Below are 17,499 nucleotides of genomic sequence, written 5' to 3'. Positions count from 1 at the left end.
TTACGACTTTTGTCTTATACGATTCCATTTTTCACTGCATATAATGCTGCTTGTGTGCGATCGGATAAATGTAACTTACTCAAAATACTACTCATATGAGCTTTTACCGTTTTTTCTGTAATAACTAAAACAGAAGCAATTTCTTTATTACTCATCCCTTTCGCCAATAACTGCAATACTTCATTTTCTCTCGCCGTTAATACATCCACTTGAACGGAAGGTTCTTCTTCTTTCTCTTCCTGTGGTAATGTTTGAGAAAGAAGAGCATTTGCTATATCTGGATGTAATTGAATATTACCTTTATACGCGCTTCGAATAGCTTCAACAAGCTGATCTGGTTCAATATCTTTTAAAATATAACCGCTCGCCCCAGCTTTTAGTGCCGGCAATACATGAGCTTGATCAGAAAAACTAGTCAATACAATTACTTTCACGTTTGGATATTCTTTTTTAATACAAGCTGTTGCCTCAATTCCATCCATCTCAGGCATATATAAATCCATTAATACGACATCTGGACTCGTTTCGCCTACTTTCACTAGCGCCTCTTTCCCATTGTTTGCTTCACCAACTAATTCAAAATCTTCCTGTGTGCTTAGAAAAAATGCTAATCCTTTTAAAACAACTGTATGATCATCAACTAACAATACTTTTATTTTCACAAACTTCCCTCATTTTCACATCATAATGGTACATTTACTTTTATACTCGTTCGTTTCTTACTACTTACAATTTTAATTGTTCCACCAACTAATTCTACTCTTTCACGCATCGTAGTCATACCGAGTGATTTCTTCTCTTTTATATCCTTTTCTACAAACCCATTTCCTTGATCGACTATTTCTAATGATACATTTTTCTCCGTCACTTTGAAATAAATCGTCGCTTCTCTTACATTCGCATGCTTACTTACGTTATTTAAAGCTTCTTGTCCAATTCGCCATAGCGCTTCTTCTACTACACGCGGCAAATCACGTACACCTGTAACTTGCTCCCGAATTTTCAATCCTAAACTTTCACCATATTGCTTTAAAGCTGGTAATAACCCTTTCTCTAATCCAGCTGGACGGAGCTGCCAAATTAATGTCCTCATTTCCTTTAAGGCACCTTGTGCTAATTCACGCATCTCATACAAAGACTGATCTACCTTTTCATTTTGACCCTTTAAGACAGCTTCAGCGCCTTTCGTCATAAACGTTAATGAAAACAACTTTTGTGAAACAGAATCATGTAAATCTCTAGCTAAACGATTACGCTCTTCCATTCGTACAAGTTCGCGACGTTTTTCATTTAATCTTAAGTTCTCTATCATTAATGAAATATGATTTGCTAACGCTTGTACTACATCTATCGTATTTATATCAAATTCTCCATTATTAGAACTTACACTTAATACTCCAAATATATGATCTTGAATATGTATCGGAATAGCGATAACTGCCCTATTGGGATGTTCTATATTACCAACCTGACGCTTCAACAAAACAGATTCTTCTTTTTCCAACGCTTCCTGTGCTGCTGCCCTCAAATCATCTTGTAGTTCACCTTTCTTATAAGAAGCTCTCACAGCTAGTTCATTTTCTTCTCTAATAAAGAATACAACTTGCTCCCATAGAAATAAGCTCCCTATTTGCATTACAATCTCTTCTGGTAATGCATTAAATTTATGAATTGTCCTTAAAGCTTGAATAAAGCGTTCTAACTTTACATAATAATGAGCTCTTCTCTTTTCATTTTCATACAGTTTTGTACGCTTTAATGCCGTTCCAATTTGAAAGGCAACTGATTGTAATAGTACTAATTCTTCTTCCGAAAAATGCGTTTTACCTGGGCTAGCTACATTTAACACGCCAAATTCATCTTCTCCCGCTTTTAGCGGTACTGTCGCATGATGTACAATCCCTTCTGTATCTCCCCAGTTGTATTCAATCGCATTATTAATTCTCTTACATTCAATAATATTAACTGCTCGCTCTAGTTTTCCTTCCACAAAGCGGTGTAAGCACCAGCAATTCCCCTCACACATCGGTCGTTTATTTTCGAATTTCAATCCCTCTGGTAATTGGTAATCAATTAATTTTGTATATCTACCATTTTCATCCGCAAGGAAAATCCATCCTGTCGTTAAACCAGTTACATTCAACAGCTTTTCCAGCACAGCTTGAAGTACGTGATATGTATCATTTGAGGTATTCAACGTTTCTGCAATCTCTTTTAATATAACTAATTCATTTGTACGATTCTCTTGAAACATAATTCGTCTCCTACATACAAGATTTTAAATAGTACTTAACATAAATCATCTACTTTTCACTTTGTACTTATTCGTAACATTGATATAATGGTGAAAACATAGTTTTCATTATATCACTTGAGGGGGCTTTCATAATGACATTAAATAAGGCACTTACTATCGCTGGTTCTGACACAAGTGGCGGTGCTGGTATACAAGCAGATTTAAAAACATTCCAAGAACTTGGTGTATACGGAATGACATCCCTTACGACAATCGTAACGATGGATCCACATAACGGCTGGGCACATAACGTATTCCCAATCCCAGCTTCTACATTAAAACCACAATTAGAAACGACAATTGAAGGCGTTGGCGTAGATGCTTTAAAAACGGGTATGCTTGGATCAGTAGAAATTATCGAAATGGTTGCGGAAACAATTGAAAAGCACAATTTCGAAAATGTAGTAGTTGATCCTGTTATGGTATGTAAAGGAGCGGATGAAGCGTTACATCCTGAAACAAATGACTGCTTACGTGACGTTCTTGTTCCAAAGGCATTAGTCGTAACGCCTAACTTATTTGAAGCATATCAATTAAGTGGTGTGAAAATTAATTCTCTTGAGGACATGAAAGAAGCTGCAAAAAAAATCCATGCTTTAGGCGCTAAATACGTACTGATTAAAGGTGGTAGCAAACTAGGTACAGAAACTGCTATTGATGTGTTATATGACGGCGAAACATTCGATCTTCTAGAATCAGAAAAGATTGATACGACAAATACACACGGTGCAGGTTGTACATATTCTGCTGCAATTACAGCAGAACTTGCAAAAGGAAAAACGGTGAAAGAAGCAGTAAAAACTGCGAAAGAATTCATCACAGCTGCAATTCGTCATTCATTTAAGATTAACGAATATGTAGGACCAACACATCACGGTGCATACCGCAAATTCGTTGCACCGAAAGAACTTGTCTAACATAAAGCTTTTTATTAATAAATTTAAAAATAGATTAAAACCCACAGAACATTTATTGTTCTGTGGGTTTTAATTACTTTACAGAAATGTTTTAAAGTACTCCCCAAATTCCTATGATGCTGAACTAACCTTGTTTCTACCATTTCTTTTTGAATAATATAACGCATCATCCGCTGATTGAATAAATTGCTCAGGTGATTTTTTATATTCTGAAAGCCCAACAGAAACTGTAATTTTAATTTTTTCCCCATTTTGCAGTTGAAATGAATGCTTTTCAACTGCTAGTCGAATTTGTTCCCCTATACGAGTTCCAAATGCTATCATTTTTTTCGGTAACAACAGAGCAAACTCTTCGCCACCCTTTCGAAAGACTAAATTTGGGAATGGTGCATTTTCTAACAAAATACGCCCTAGTTGTTTTAACACTTCATCTCCAGCAGGATGACCGTACGTATCATTTACATACTTAAAGTGATCAATATCTATAAGTAATAAACAAAGTGAATCATTTTTCATATGCTTGCTACCAATATGACGATTCATCTCGAAATCAAACTGTCTTACATTTCCTAGATTCGTTAATGCATCTATCGTTGCATAATGCTTCATCGTTTGAAATAATTCATTGGATTGCAATACGTAACTTGCACTTACAAATGTGATGTATGCTGCTACAATACAACAAATTAAATATAATACCACTACAGATACATCCTTAAATAAAATAGACAGTGGTAATATTAAAATAGACAAGCTATACACATTAAGCCATATCCACTTTGTAAATATAGAAATTTTCATCCGCCAAATGAAGACAATACCAATTCCGGTTACTATGATGGTATAGCAAGCCAACTCAGAGGCTAAAGAGTAATCAGTAAAAAGTAGCCGAGTTATTAAAATGATAGCAACTGTTATACTACTGGCTATCGGCCCCCCAATTATAACTGCCAAAATAACTGCCAAGTAACGTAAATCCAACAGACTATCTTCAATATGTACACCAAAATGCATTAATAATACACCTAATATCCCAGTAAAAATACCTACTACACATTTTTGCCAAACAGCGAATCCCTCTTTTAACGGCTTATCTCTTAAAAGCTGACCACCTACAAAGATAAAGGAAAGAATAATTGTCATATTTACAAATAGATCTCTGAACATAAAATAATCTCCCTACTTTTTCTTTTCCATCTATCCCTTTCCATATGTTATTGTATTACGAAATCCCTATAATTCCCAAACTTTTTTATTTTGTTGTTCCACGTGGAACAACAAAATAAAAAGGGACGAAATTTCGCCCCTTCCATTAACAACATCGTGATATTTTTCCGCCTTTTGCATTAAATCTAGCTTCTTGTGCCTCAGCAAAAAATTGCTTTTGACATAAAATTTTCTCTTCTGGATGATTTATTTTCATGTGATTTACATACGTTTCATAACTTGGAACTCCGACAAGTAAACTAATAAATTGCTTTCTCTTTCCCCATACGTTCCGTAAATTTTTAAGCATAGTTCCTCGACTCACTTTCATCTTTTGGAATATATGGTGCCTCCTTTAACGGCATTGGCTTATTTCTTAATACTTGAATCCAAATTCGAATTGCAGAAATTAATACAGCAATTACAACTATCATAAAAATTCCACAAAGTGCCGCATCAATATAGTCATTAAAAATAATTTGTTTCATTTGCGCAACATTTTTAGCTGGAGCTAATATCTTACCATCATCTAATGCTCCCTGAAACACTTTCGCATGTGATAGAAATCCTATTTTAGGATTTTCATGAAATAACTTTTGATAACCAGCTGTCATCGTTACAATAAGTAATCCTATAGTCGGAATAAGCGTTACCCAAACGTATGCCTTTTTCCCCATTTTGAATAAAATTGTCGTTCCAAGTAATAGTGCAATCCCCGCTAACATTTGATTTGCAATACCGAAAAGTGGCCATAGCGTATTAATTCCACCGAGAGGGTCAACCACCCCTTGATATAAGAAGTACCCCCAGCCTAATACACATAACGTTGTAGCAACCACATTCGCTATTGTGGAATCTGTTTTCGCAAACGGCTTGTACACATGCCCTAAAATATCTTGAATCATAAATCGTCCTACACGTGTTCCAGCATCAATCGTTGTTAAAATAAATAGTGCTTCAAAAAGAATGGCAAAATGGTACCAAAATGCCATCATCGCCGTTCCACCTATTACTTGTGAAAATATATGTGCCATACCAATTGCTAATGTTGGTGCGCCACCTGTACGTGATAAAATGGTCTGTTCTCCAACGTTAACAGCAAGTTCTTTTAATTCATTCGGTGTAATAGCAAATCCCCACGAAGAAATAACTTGAGCCGCTTGTGATACATCTGTTCCGATCAGTGCTGCTGGACTATTAATTGCAAAATAAGTTCCTGGTGTTAATACACAAGCTGCAATCATAGCCATCGCTGCTACAAATGATTCCATTAACATTGCCCCATAACCAATTGGCTGTGCATGACCTTCTTGCTCAATCATTTTCGGCGTCGTACCTGATGAAACGAGAGCGTGGAATCCAGAGACAGCACCGCAAGCTATTGTAATAAATAAGAACGGAAATAAATTCCCGGAGAAGACGGGGCCTGTTCCATCAATAAACTTAGATACTGCCGGCATCTTCAAATCTGGAGCTACAATTAAAATACCAATTGCTAACCCAAGTATCGTTCCTATTTTTAAAAATGTACTTAAATAATCACGTGGTGCAAGGAGCATCCAAACTGGTAATGCCGATGCAATGAATCCATATACGATAAGCATAATAGCAATTGTTTCACCACTAAAAGTAAACATACTTGCAAGCGTTGGATTTTCTGCTACATACTGTCCACCAATAAGCGATAGGACTAGTAGAACAATACCGATTACTGATCCTTCCCCTACTCGCCCTGGTCTAATGTAACGCATGTAAACTCCCATTAAAATAGCAATTGGAATTGTTGCTGCGATTGTAAACATTCCCCATGGGCTTCCAACAAGTGCCTTCACAACTACTAAAGCTAATACTGCTAATAAAATTATCATAATACCTAAAATACCAATCATCGCAATTAATCCTGTAACAGGACCAATTTCATCTTTAATCATTTCTCCTAATGATTTACCATTACGTCTCATTGAAGCAAATAAAATTACAAAATCTTGTACAGCTCCGGCAATAACTACCCCAACAATAATCCAAATAGTCCCAGGTAAATACCCCATCTGCGCCGCCAAAATTGGTCCTACTAAAGGACCTGCCCCTGCAATCGCAGCGAAGTGATGTCCGAATAAAACCCATTTATTTGTTGGAACATAATCCTTCCCATCATTTAACGTATGAGCAGGCGTTTGCCTATTATTATCTAGGCCAAAAACTTTCTTTGCTATAAATCTACTATAAAAACGATAAGCAATCGCATACACTGATACAGCAGCAACTAATAGCCATACAGCATTAATTGTCTCACCTTGTGATAAAGCTATTACACCAAAAGCAGATGCTCCTACTGCTGCAATAACTCCCCAAAGTAAAATTGATTTCAATGTTTTCACGTACAATCCCCCCATTACTACTTCTTAGAGGAGATTGTACTAAATTTTCTGAATATTTAATTTGAATCCTCCTTATCATGAAGGATTTCTAGGCTATTATGTTAAAATTCTCTCATTACTTGTCATAGCTCAATTTTATTTCGAAGCCGTTTTACATAATTACGGCTTACTGGAATCGGTTGCTCATCGTACCTGTCTAAATGCAAATTATACGTGCCATTATAATAAGGTTTAAGTTCTTGTACATATGACATATTAATTAAATAGCTTTTATGTACACGTAAAAAATCATATGCATTTAGTTTATTTTCTAATTCCTGGAGTGTGTATGTTGAAATATACTGATTATTCGTTGTATAAATTGAAACTGTTTTGTTTTCCTTATTTTTACTAATATATACAATATCCTCCGGGAGAATATATCTAATCCCCTCATGGCCTTCTATCGGCAGTTTACGCAGATGACTCTTTGCTTTCTCACCTTGTTCTTTTCCCATTTTATATAAAATGAATTGTAAATCTTCTTCACGAAATGGTCGTAATAAATAATAAAACGCTTGGAAACGAAAAGCTGTAATTGCCTCTTCTATATCCTCACCAATAAAAATAAATTTCGTATAACAATTCACTTCTCGTAACAAACTCGAATATTCAAAACCAGTACCATCCATTAATTGCGAATTTAAAAAAACAAAATCAGGTGTATGTTTTTTCATTATTAGCAAAGATTCTGTTCCAGTTTTCGCTTCAAAACATTCTACATTTCGAATGTTTTCAGTAAAGTTCTCAACTAATTTTCTTCGCTCTTCTGTTTCTTCCATGATAAGTAAGATTTTCATTTATCCAGCCACCTAATTCCTTTGTCCATATGTCTTGTTGTATACATTCGCTTTAATAAGAAACATTCCCTTTTTCTTACTATACCATTATTTATCTAAAAAAACAGAAAAAAGGAAACCACTTTGGTTCCCCTTTTCTTTTATCCCGATTGGTGCGGGCTAATAATCAGTGGTTGATGGACAAAACACCACTGATTAAGGTTTCTCTTTATACTAATTCCCTCTGTTTCGTTTCTTGACCAAGTATAACTACAGCAAGTGCCCCAATTAAAATTGATCCACAGAAAATCGTAAATATTAGCGATAGTGAAGCTTGTGAAGCAACTAAATACCCTACTAATAGTGGTCCAAGAATACCACCAATACGCCCAAATGCAGCTGCCATTCCTGCACCTGTACCGCGAATAGTTGTTGGATACTGTTCCGGTGTATAAGCGTATAATGCACCCCAAGCACCTAAATTAAAGAAGGATAGTAACATACCCGCCACTATTAATGCTGTTAATGAATCCGCAATTCCGAACACATAAGCACTACATGCTGTACCAATTAAATACGTAACCAATACAAATTTACGACCAAGACGTTCAATAAACCATGCAGCTGTGAAATATCCTGGAAGTTGAGCTAAAGTCATAATGAGTACGTACTGAAAACTTTTTATTAAACTAAAGCCTTTCAGTACCATTACACTAGGTAACCAAAGGAACATTCCATAATAGGAAAAGACCACACAAAACCATAGAATCCATAACATAATTGTTGCTTTACGATATTCTCCAGACCAAACCGATTTTATATTTTCAATAACAGATGGCCTTTTTGCAACCTTTTGAAACCTTGGAGAATCGGGTAAATTCCATCTTAAATATAAAGCATATAACGCTGGAACTGCACTTATTACCATAGCAACTTCCCAACCGTATTTAGGAATAACAAAATATGAGATAAGAGCTGCGATTAACCAACCACCAGCCCAAAAGCTTTCTAATAGTACAACTATTTTTCCACGTTCGTGCGCTTCAACACTTTCTGATACAAGAGTAGATGCAACTGGAAGTTCCCCGCCAAGTCCCATACCAATTAAAAAGCGTAAAACGAGGAACATCGCGAATGTCGTCGTTAAAGCAGTTAAACCACTACCGATAGAAAATAGTAATAATGTAATAATAAAGACTGATTTCCGTCCTATTTTATCTGATAGTATCCCAAAAAGGAGCGCTCCTACTGCCATACCAATTGAATTAACGCTACCTATCCAACCCATTTCTTGAGTACTTAATCCCCAATCTTTTTGGAGTGCTACGATTACAAATGAAAGCATTCCAACATCCATTGCATCAAATAGCCAGCCAAGCCCTGCTATACCCAGTAGCTTTCGCTTCGAAATTTCTTTTACCTTGCTCACAAGAAGTCCTCCTTACATAGGTGTCTTTACACATCATTTTACATGTGTGTATTGCATAAGTAAAATAATTTCTTATAAAAAATTCTCCTTCATCATTCCCAAAAGTAAAATGTTTATCAAAAATAAACAAATAAAAAAAAGTAGCGATATTCCGCTACTTTTTTGAACGCATTACTTCTTTTAAAAATTCAGCTAATACTAACTGACGACGCCAACGTGTTGGATTACTACATAATCTGTAAAACCACTCTAAATGAATAGATTGAATCCATTTTGGCGCACGCTTTACCTCTCCAGCCCACACATCTAAACTACCGCCTACTCCAACAGCCATTTTCGTTTCTAAACGATGCTTATTGTTTTGGATAAAGTTTTCTTGTCTTGGAAAGCCAAGTGCAACAAGTAATAGATCTGGTTTTGCCTCTTGAATACGTGAAACAATATTCTCTTCTTCTTCTTGTTTAAAATATCCATCTTGTATCCCGACGATAGATGCAGCCGAATATGTCTTCGTTAAATGATCAGCCGCGGCTTGTACAACATGTGGTTTTGCACCTAATAAGAAAACAGATACTGGTTTATTCTCTTCTGATAACTTCGCAAATAAATTACACATTAAATCAAAACCTGCTACACGTTCTTTTACAGGTGTACCAAGCATACCACTTGCTTTTACAACCCCAATACCATCAGGTGTAATTAAATCGGTATTTAGTAATGTTTTATGGAATTTTTCATCCTTTTTTGCACACATAACAATTTCAGGGTTTGCTGTTACTACCTGAAAAGTATGAGTTTGCTCCAATTCTAGTTGTTCCTTTAAATATTGGACCGTTTCATCCATTGTCATTGTTGAGAAAGGAACACCTAGAATATCAACCGTTTGTACTGCCATATTTAACTATCCTCTCTATCATTAAAGGTTTTTTGCTATTAATTGCTTATATGTTTCTTTCGTATCTTCATATAATTTTTGAAGTGAGAAGTTCATAGTAGCATGCTCATAAATATGCTTGCCCATTACTGATAACTCTCCAGTTTTCCACTTATCATACGCCTCTTCTAATGCCGATGCCAATGCTTTTCCATCACCAGTTGGTACAATCCACCCATAAGTTTCATCTGCAATTAATGGTTCGATTTCTCCAGCTCTAGTCACAATTGATGGTACACGTTGATTTGCCGCTTCTAATAAAACTAATGGAAATCCTTCGCTATGGGAAGTTAACAAATTGACATGTGATGAAGCAAATAATTGTTTCACATCTTGACGATGCCCTAAAAATTCAACTTTATCATTAATCCCTTTTTCAGTAGCTAACGCCTTTAGTTCTCTTTCTAACGGCCCGTCACCAACTAATAACACTTTAATTTTCTCCAATTTTGTTTGTTGTAACGCATCGAATAAAACTTCATGTCCTTTAACAGGATGCAAACGCGCTACTTGGATTGCCGTAAACACATCTTCATCAATATTAAACATTTCCTTTTTATTATAGCCATCTGCTTTTTCCTGATCATATTCAATCCCGTTATAGATAACATGCATCTTTTCATTTGAAATACCTAATGCGGCTAAGCTTTTTTTCAACCTATTCGTTACAACAAAAAATAAATCTATATTTTTTAAAGCTTTCAAATTTAATTTAGTAAAAATCCAGCCTTTTAAGCCTTGTTTAGTAAAGTCTTGAAATGGATCACTATGAATTGTCGTTACCCATTTTGCCGCGAATTTCTTTTTCATTAAAGAAACAAAGAAATTTGCCCTAGGACCGTGTGTATGAACTACATCAAATTTTTCTTTATTAATGAATTCACTTATGTTTTTTAAAATGGATAAATCATAGCGAGATTTTTGTGAAAATACATGAACTTTTATCCCTAGCTCTCTTGCTTCTTTCGCAACAATTCCATCTTCAAATACTGCTAATTCTACTTCACCATTCGGAAATTGATCGAGCAGTGAAATAATATGTGTTTTTCCTCCACCATCTTCTGCTCCTGCATTCATATGCAATATCCTCATATTTTTTCCTCCTTTAAATCCTCGCTACATTTCCATCTATCTTTATTTTACTGTACTAAAAAATAAAAGCTAACAAAAGTTAGCTTTTATTTTTATCATTCAATTTCTAAATCTACGATTAGATAAGCTAACACCACTACAAAGTAAATCCCTACTCCTGGTGCTGTCAAAATATGTCCTGCAATATATGCAATACCTAATGCTAATACTAAGCTTGCTGTAATCATTCCATATTTCACATTAAATATTTCCTTAAATCTTGTAACAAATGCTAGTAGGATTCTTACGCCGTAATAAATAAATGGAATCATCATTAACGCAAAACCAATAATTCCGAAATCATAAAACCAATCATGGAAGTCCATTTCGATTAGCTTCGGATCTGGCTGCTTTTGTTCATTATATTTATAGTTACCTGCATAACCCATTCCTAATAACTTTTGTGACGTTGGCGCTTCTTTAAAGAACTGCTTATGTCTCTCTTCATATACTTGACGTCCACTGAAAATAAGATTCTCTTGATTTTCTTTCTTTTGCTCTTTCTCAAGCTCTTTCTTAACTTCAGCTTCTACCTTCGCCTTTTCTTCTGGTTTCTCAACTTTATGTTGTTTTTCTTCTTTTTCTTTAATTTCTTGTTCTTTTTTCAGTTTATCTTTAATTTCTTGTTCTTTTTGACCGTGCTGTGCTACATTTTGTTCTGCTAAATAGTTATTATGAATGCCCATATTTTGTGCTAATGGCGTCATTTTAAATGTTCCAACTACACCAGCTAATAGGACAATCGCAATTAATGCATTAAGTGTAAGAGATTTTTTGTTCGGATTTCTTCTATCAAATAATAATTGTAGTACAATAATCCCGATTGCTGCCGCTAATGTAGCACCAATTGAGCCCATTCCTACTTTCGTACCAACTTGAATTAAAGAGTAAATCATTAGAAGCGATGGAATCCAATATAAAACGTGCTTCACGCTCTTTGTTTTTTGAATAGAATATAATACCACAATAGGGAAAATAATAGCTAAGATTGACCCTAGTTCATTACCTGCATAGAACCATCCTCGGGAACCAACCTTCATCCACTCATAACTTCCAAAGTCTGTAGAAGTTGTAATAGAAATAACCATAATAGCATTAATAATTAATGTTGAATACACAATGCTATTTCTAACTTTATCGCTAATATTTACTGTCTTCTTCAGTGATTTTAAAGCTAAAATGTATGAAACAAGCATAATATATATATACAATGCTTTTCCAATGAATTTAACCTCTTCTGCGATTACAATAGGACTCTTGATTAACTTATTATTAATAAATCCTATTCCTAATATAGCTCCTAGTAATACAAGATAAATCAAAAACTTCCTATTTTCTCTTTCTTTTGCCTGAATTAAAATATAAATACCACCCATTGCCATAATGAGGAATCTTACCATAATTCCAACTGTCGCATTTACTTTTAATAACTCAATGCTAAGAGACGTTAATAAATCTAAAACAGGCTGTAAAATAATAAAAATGAGCAAAAAATGCTCAAATCTAACCCTAGCTTGATTTGCTAACATTCCAAGACCTCCATACAAAATCTTCACATTATCTTTTAATCATAGTTTTCTACTGTTTAAACATACCTAGCAATTATAACATAACTCATATTTAAATTGAGAACTATTTTTCATGCCGAAACTAGTCAAATCCAGCATTATTAGTAACCGAAAACATTGTCTTTTAGCTATCCTTCCCTATCCCTATAAAAACTATCTAACACATATACACTTATTTTCGACCGTACATAAATATTTTTTTATCATTTTATACAAATGTACAAAACGGACTTCTCCTATTGTACCACCCCTCTAACTAAGCTACATCAAAAAAACTATGCAATGAATCTTCCCACACTTTTTCACTTTACTTTATCGCTACTTATCAAGCATTTTCAAACGCTTTCTTTAGCTATTTCATCCATTTTTCTACATGTAGCGAAAAGTAATTGTTATTTCCAAAACTTTAGTGTATATTTTTTCTCTGGAACATCTTTAAGAGGAAGGAATTAAAGCCATGTTATTAATCGATATATTTACGTTTCTTGGCATTATCGCCGCTGCCATTTCTGGTACATTAGTTGGTTTGAAAAAAGATCTAGATTTATTTGGTGTCCTTTGTTTAGCTGTAGCTACTGCGCTCGGCGGCGGTATTATTCGTGATATTATGATTGGTAACCTGCCTCCTGTCGCATTTGTAAAACCCATTTACTTTTTCGTAAGTGTACTATCAGCATTATTCACATGTATGTTTTTTGAGCGCATTAATAAACTTCAAGTCGTTATTATGCTTTCTGATGCTGTTGGTTTAGGTGTATTTACAGCTATTGGTGCAAATGCAGCAATGTCACATCACGTTGACGCCTCGTTTTTAGTCGTTTCAATGGGAGTTATTACAGGTATTGGGGGCGGTATTTTACGCGACATTTGCGCTCAAGATATCCCGTATGTATTCCGAAAAGAAATATATGCAATTGCTTCTATTTTAGGAGCAGTTAGTTTCCTAATTACACATGCAATGGGGGCACACGTCTTAGCTTTCTATGTTTGTTTATTAATAACATTCGTTATTCGTGTAGTCACCGTAATATATAATGTACATTTCCCAGTTTTCTTTAAAACACATGCAAAAATTAATAAAGGCCATTAAGAGAATTCTGCATAGAATTCTCTTAATTTATATACAATTCCATATACTATAGAGTAATTGTATATAAAAATATATAATTACATTAGAATAAAAAAATGAAAACGTTTTATAAACAGGGGGAAGAATGATGCTTGGGGTTTTTAAAAAAAATAAAACAAACACCAGTATAATTGAATTAAGCAAAGGCCAACAAATCATATTTAACGTGCCTGCTAATTCTGAACTAAAAACTCAAATGGATATGCTACATATTTCAAAGGAAGATTTACAAATTGTTAAAGTATTACAGCCATTTATTTATGAGGAAATAGATTGGATAACAGAAAAATTCTACACCAACATCACAAAACAACCTAATTTAATTGCTGTTATTGAACGCTACAGCTCTATTCCAAAATTAAAACAAACTTTAAAGACACATATTAAAGAATTGTTCAGCGGGAATATGAATGAAGATTTTATTGAACAACGTGTTAGAATTGCAAAAAGGCACGTACAAATTGGTTTACATAGAAAATGGTATACCGCTGCTTATCAAGAATTATTCCGCTCCGTCATAAAGATTTTGCAAACGAAAATTTCAACGATAGACGATTTTTCTTATTCTATAAACGTAATAAATAAATTACTAACATTAGAACAAGAACTCGTTATTGCAGCTTATGAATCCGAATATGAAAGAATCCAAAAGGAACATGAAAAAGAAAAAGAACTGACAGCTATGACGATTACACATATTGCAACAGAACTAGCAGCAGTATCTGAAAAAACAAGCTCTTCTATTCAACAGTTAACATCTAAATCAGAAAGTATCGTAGGAATTGCAAAAACAGGTACATCATTAGCTACGACATCAGAAGAAAAGGCCAATAAAGGAAAAGAACAATTAAATCTGCAAAACAAACGAATGGAAAGCATCCAAACGAATATGGAAACTATCATTACTGATACTCATGAGCTTCTTGATATTTCTAACAAAATTAACGAAATCATTGATATTGTAAAATCAATCGCCGAGCAGACAAATTTACTAGCATTAAATGCTGCTATTGAATCTGCACGTGCTGGCGAATTTGGTAAAGGTTTTTCAGTCGTAGCGGGAGAAATCCGAAAGTTATCAGAGCAAACGAAAGAATCAATTTCCAACGTTACAAAACTCGTTGAAAAAACTAATGAACAAATTATACACGTCTCTTCTTCCGTGGAACAAATAAGCTCTCTCGTATCTGAAGGGACAGATAGTATGCATGCGACAGATCAATATTTCCAAGAAATCGTAAAAGATATGTCTAACTCTAAAGAACAAAATAAAAAAATTGAAAATGAATTAGAGACTATCTCACAAGTAATGAAGAGTATTCAAGACGATTCCTCAACAATGGCCTTAACAGCGGATAATTTACAACTAGAACTAAACCGATAAGACGAATCTCCACTTTGCATTCATCCTTATCATCCATCTACAAAAAAAGAATCCAAAATGGATTCTTTTATTTTCTGAAAAATATTTTTTGGCAATAAAAATAACTCATATAAACGCCAAAGCTTTGTAAAATAAACAAAGCTGGCATACTAATATTATAATATGCCATATCTACTCGGAAGAGCCTTAACGACACATATCCGGTAATTAATAATACAAACAACATATATCCTTCATTTTGTTGTTTCTTAATTAGAAAATGTAATAAAGCTATGGCCATAAACAATGTCACCACTATATATATAAGCTTTTCACTTTTAAATAGAATAGAACTTGTTCCCTCATCTGAAAATTTGTTAATAACCGGTTTTAAGGGTTTAAATCTTTCTTCTTCAATTTCTTTCAACTCTTGATCAATATGCTCTTTTACACTTTGATTTTTGAATATTTTTTCTTCACTTTGACTTTTTCCAATTAAAACAGTTTGAACATAAGTCTCATTAGAAATTGTATACTGTGACATTCCCATCATCTTGATACCATAACTCACACCAAAATGAGTACTATAAAATACAATAAGGAGTCCTATCATTTTTAATAGTAATTTTTGTTTCGCCCCTGATTGAAACACTTCAATTAACAGCACATATGCAGCTATAAAAATAGGTAAAAATAACCCCATCGGGAAAATCATATTGCTAAGCGCAAATAAAATGGCTGAAATTACCCACATATAAGGATGGTCTAATCCCTTATATAAAAATATGTAACAAGCACAATAAAATAAAAATATTGCGAGTGATTCCGCCGTTAATACAGAACTCATAAATATATTTGGAATATATAAAGCGTAAAACATTGATGCAATACGACCACACTCTTCTCCAAAGACCATTGACGCAATGCGATAAATGAAAAATGCAGTTCCTGTACAAAATAAAATATTAAATAATTGTAAAGCGAATACCGTATCACCAAATATACGAATGATGATCGATTCATAAATAATAAAAGGTAACTGTGCTATATTTTCTATATTATTGCCAATTGCAATCTGCTTTGCAGACTCATACATAGCTTTCATATCACCTATCATCGGACTGTCTACAAATAGAACTGTAATCAGTCTTGCAACTATAGATATGCTTATAAGAAAAATAAGAAATTGCTTATCTGTAAAACGATATTGCAAAATCGATGCTATTAACAAAATAAGAATAATAAAAATCACTAATACGATTGTAATACTTGTTGTACTTCCTCCAAAAAATTGCTTACTTGTTTCAAAAGCCGACCAACAACTATAAACAAAAAATGCGAGTATCGTACCAATCATTATTTTACTAAAGAAAGAAGAAAAATTTGTTCTTATATGATTCATATGTCCATTGCACCTCTATTTCCATTCATAACAAAACGATTCTATCATGAATAGGCACAAGGTTAACAGGGAATTTCTATGACAAATACATGGTCATTACTTTTTCACTTGCAATGTAAGCGAATCCTCTTTTACACTACATTTTAGATAAAATAAATTTTCTTTCAGTTACATGAATACAAATACAGAAGTTTAACTAATCATCTTTTAGAATACACTTTACTTCATTAAGTATCTAATATGAGTATTCCACTTACACATTTCATTCTGATTGAAAACAGACTATAGGGGCTGAATATATGGAAAAGAAATTCATGCGAGAATCAAAAGCAATTAAAACAACACGTGTTTTTCCGAACGATTTAAATAATCACCAAACACTTTTCGGGGGAAAATTATTAGCAGAAATTGATAGTATTGCTTCAATTGCAGCTGCGAGACATAGCCGCAAACATTGCGTAACAGCATCTATCGATTCCGTTGATTTTTTAACTCCAATTCACCAAGCAGATTCTGTTTGTTATGAAGCATTTGTATGTTATACAGGGAAATCTTCAATGGAAGTTTTCGTAAAAGTAATTGCAGAGAATTTATTAGCAGGCGAACGTAGAATTGCTGCTACTTGCTTCATTACATTTGTGGCAATAAAAGATGGAAAGCCTTCGTCCGTACCACAAGTACTCCCTGAAACTAAGGAAGAACATTGGTTACACACAACCGGTTTAGAACGCGCGGAAAATCGAAAAAAGGGACGTTTAAAAAGTAAAGAGATGGCTGAAGTTTTAACTTTAAGTAAGCCTTGGAATATTTAACATAATCTTCTCATCATACATGCACGGGCTCTTCCTTGCATGTATTTTTTATTATAAAAAATACTATTTCTTGCCTTTATATTCAGTGGCCCCCTCCTAAAGTCACCCATTAGTTT

15 protein-coding genes and 1 pseudogene are annotated in these 17,499 nt (G+C 34.1%); 5 read left to right on the top strand and 11 right to left on the bottom strand.

Annotated features, from left to right (window positions below; genetic code table 11):
- Positions 1 to 14: 14 nt before the first annotated feature.
- Both MR155_RS17860 and MR155_RS17855 read right to left on the bottom strand, forming a co-directional pair.
- Positions 15 to 662 (bottom strand): response regulator, encoded by a 648-nt coding sequence (locus MR155_RS17860; protein WP_002016393.1) that lies wholly within the window; start codon positions 660 to 662, stop codon positions 15 to 17.
- 20 nt (positions 663 to 682) lie between these two features.
- Entirely contained in the window at positions 683 to 2,254 is a 1,572-nt protein-coding gene (locus MR155_RS17855; RefSeq protein WP_113936147.1) for a GAF domain-containing sensor histidine kinase, read from the bottom strand.
- Between the two features lie 134 nt (positions 2,255 to 2,388).
- On the opposite strand from MR155_RS17855, the gene pdxK reads away from it, so the two are divergent.
- Positions 2,389 to 3,213: a pyridoxine/pyridoxal/pyridoxamine kinase gene (gene pdxK / locus MR155_RS17850; RefSeq protein ID WP_002016397.1), complete on the top strand. Its 825-nt coding sequence runs from the start codon at positions 2,389 to 2,391 to the stop codon at positions 3,211 to 3,213.
- Positions 3,214 to 3,324: 111 nt separating this feature from the next.
- Here the strand turns inward: pdxK and MR155_RS17845 are convergent, their stop codons facing one another.
- The 8 genes from MR155_RS17845 to MR155_RS17810 form a co-directional block, all read right to left on the bottom strand.
- The gene (locus MR155_RS17845) at positions 3,325 to 4,380 is read right to left on the bottom strand and encodes a diguanylate cyclase (RefSeq protein WP_219300771.1); all 1,056 of its coding nucleotides are present in this window, start codon (positions 4,378 to 4,380) and stop codon (positions 3,325 to 3,327) included.
- Positions 4,381 to 4,525: 145 nt separating this feature from the next.
- Positions 4,526 to 4,729 carry a YbdD/YjiX family protein gene (locus MR155_RS17840; RefSeq protein ID WP_002130134.1) on the bottom strand — a complete coding sequence of 68 codons (204 nt, stop codon included), beginning with the start codon at positions 4,727 to 4,729 and terminating at the stop codon, positions 4,526 to 4,528.
- The gene (gene cstA / locus MR155_RS17835) at positions 4,722 to 6,797 is read right to left on the bottom strand and encodes a carbon starvation CstA family protein (RefSeq protein ID WP_242310758.1); all 2,076 of its coding nucleotides are present in this window, start codon (positions 6,795 to 6,797) and stop codon (positions 4,722 to 4,724) included. The genes MR155_RS17840 and cstA overlap by 8 nt, the downstream gene beginning before the upstream one ends.
- 122 nt (positions 6,798 to 6,919) lie before the next feature.
- Positions 6,920 to 7,636 (bottom strand): LytR/AlgR family response regulator transcription factor, encoded by a 717-nt coding sequence (locus MR155_RS17830; RefSeq protein WP_002089871.1) that lies wholly within the window; start codon positions 7,634 to 7,636, stop codon positions 6,920 to 6,922.
- Positions 7,637 to 7,844: 208 nt separating this feature from the next.
- Positions 7,845 to 9,044 carry an MFS transporter gene (locus MR155_RS17825; RefSeq protein WP_002138953.1) on the bottom strand — a complete coding sequence of 400 codons (1,200 nt, stop codon included), beginning with the start codon at positions 9,042 to 9,044 and terminating at the stop codon, positions 7,845 to 7,847.
- Positions 9,045 to 9,198: 154 nt separating this feature from the next.
- Positions 9,199 to 9,939, bottom strand: coding sequence for a WecB/TagA/CpsF family glycosyltransferase (locus MR155_RS17820; protein WP_088033866.1), 741 nt, complete (start codon positions 9,937 to 9,939; stop codon positions 9,199 to 9,201).
- Between the two features lie 21 nt (positions 9,940 to 9,960).
- Positions 9,961 to 11,070 (bottom strand): glycosyltransferase family 4 protein, encoded by a 1,110-nt coding sequence (locus tag MR155_RS17815; RefSeq protein WP_088033868.1) that lies wholly within the window; start codon positions 11,068 to 11,070, stop codon positions 9,961 to 9,963.
- Between the two features lie 95 nt (positions 11,071 to 11,165).
- Positions 11,166 to 12,638, bottom strand: a complete 1,473-nt coding sequence (locus tag MR155_RS17810) for an O-antigen ligase family protein (protein ID WP_242310756.1) — start codon at positions 12,636 to 12,638, stop codon at positions 11,166 to 11,168.
- Between the two features lie 496 nt (positions 12,639 to 13,134).
- On the opposite strand from MR155_RS17810, the gene MR155_RS17805 reads away from it, so the two are divergent.
- The 3 genes and pseudogenes from MR155_RS17805 (at position 13,135) to MR155_RS32250 (ending at position 15,190) form a co-directional block, all read left to right on the top strand.
- Positions 13,135 to 13,767, top strand: coding sequence for a trimeric intracellular cation channel family protein (locus MR155_RS17805; RefSeq protein ID WP_000924380.1), 633 nt, complete (start codon positions 13,135 to 13,137; stop codon positions 13,765 to 13,767).
- Positions 13,768 to 13,891: 124 nt separating this feature from the next.
- A pseudogene (locus MR155_RS32255) lies at positions 13,892 to 14,389 on the top strand (protoglobin family protein); the annotation flags it as partial.
- Between the two features lie 99 nt (positions 14,390 to 14,488).
- Positions 14,489 to 15,190, top strand: a complete 702-nt coding sequence (locus MR155_RS32250) for a methyl-accepting chemotaxis protein (RefSeq protein WP_002184479.1) — start codon at positions 14,489 to 14,491, stop codon at positions 15,188 to 15,190.
- A gap of 67 nt (positions 15,191 to 15,257) precedes the next feature.
- On the opposite strand, the gene MR155_RS17795 is transcribed toward MR155_RS32250, so the two are convergent.
- On the bottom strand, positions 15,258 to 16,571 hold the full coding sequence (locus MR155_RS17795; RefSeq protein ID WP_242310755.1) for an ArnT family glycosyltransferase: 1,314 nt from the start codon (positions 16,569 to 16,571) through the stop codon (positions 15,258 to 15,260).
- Between the two features lie 299 nt (positions 16,572 to 16,870).
- Here MR155_RS17795 and MR155_RS17790 point away from each other — a divergent pair, with 299 nt between their 5' ends.
- Positions 16,871 to 17,383, top strand: a complete 513-nt coding sequence (locus tag MR155_RS17790) for an acyl-CoA thioesterase (RefSeq protein ID WP_002144630.1) — start codon at positions 16,871 to 16,873, stop codon at positions 17,381 to 17,383.
- Positions 17,384 to 17,499: the final 116 nt, after the last annotated feature.

Source organism: Bacillus cereus group sp. BfR-BA-01331 (assembly GCF_022663915.1).
Lineage (GTDB): Bacteria > Bacillota > Bacilli > Bacillales > Bacillaceae_G > Bacillus_A > Bacillus_A mycoides.
Note: the sequence above shows the minus strand (reverse complement) of the source record. Positions and strands in the feature narration are given on the sequence as shown.

What these genes read in the sequence shown, in the direction of transcription:
- MR155_RS17810 (WP_242310756.1), bottom strand. Translation starts at nt 12,638, where the DNA reads ATGTTAGCAAATCAAGCTAGGGTTAGATTTGAGCATTTTTTGCTCATT.
- MR155_RS32250 (WP_002184479.1), top strand. Translation starts at nt 14,489, where the DNA reads ATGACGATTACACATATTGCAACAGAACTAGCAGCAGTATCTGAAAAA.
- MR155_RS17790 (WP_002144630.1), top strand. Translation starts at nt 16,871, where the DNA reads ATGGAAAAGAAATTCATGCGAGAATCAAAAGCAATTAAAACAACACGT.
- MR155_RS17845 (WP_219300771.1), bottom strand. Translation starts at nt 4,380, where the DNA reads ATGTTCAGAGATCTATTTGTAAATATGACAATTATTCTTTCCTTTATC.
- MR155_RS17830 (WP_002089871.1), bottom strand. Translation starts at nt 7,636, where the DNA reads ATGAAAATCTTACTTATCATGGAAGAAACAGAAGAGCGAAGAAAATTA.
- MR155_RS17840 (WP_002130134.1), bottom strand. Translation starts at nt 4,729, where the DNA reads ATGCTTAAAAATTTACGGAACGTATGGGGAAAGAGAAAGCAATTTATT.
- MR155_RS17820 (WP_088033866.1), bottom strand. Translation starts at nt 9,939, where the DNA reads ATGGCAGTACAAACGGTTGATATTCTAGGTGTTCCTTTCTCAACAATG.
- MR155_RS17855 (WP_113936147.1), bottom strand. Translation starts at nt 2,254, where the DNA reads ATGTTTCAAGAGAATCGTACAAATGAATTAGTTATATTAAAAGAGATT.
- MR155_RS17815 (WP_088033868.1), bottom strand. Translation starts at nt 11,070, where the DNA reads ATGAGGATATTGCATATGAATGCAGGAGCAGAAGATGGTGGAGGAAAA.
- MR155_RS17805 (WP_000924380.1), top strand. Translation starts at nt 13,135, where the DNA reads ATGTTATTAATCGATATATTTACGTTTCTTGGCATTATCGCCGCTGCC.
- MR155_RS17795 (WP_242310755.1), bottom strand. Translation starts at nt 16,571, where the DNA reads ATGAATCATATAAGAACAAATTTTTCTTCTTTCTTTAGTAAAATAATG.
- pdxK (WP_002016397.1), top strand. Translation starts at nt 2,389, where the DNA reads ATGACATTAAATAAGGCACTTACTATCGCTGGTTCTGACACAAGTGGC.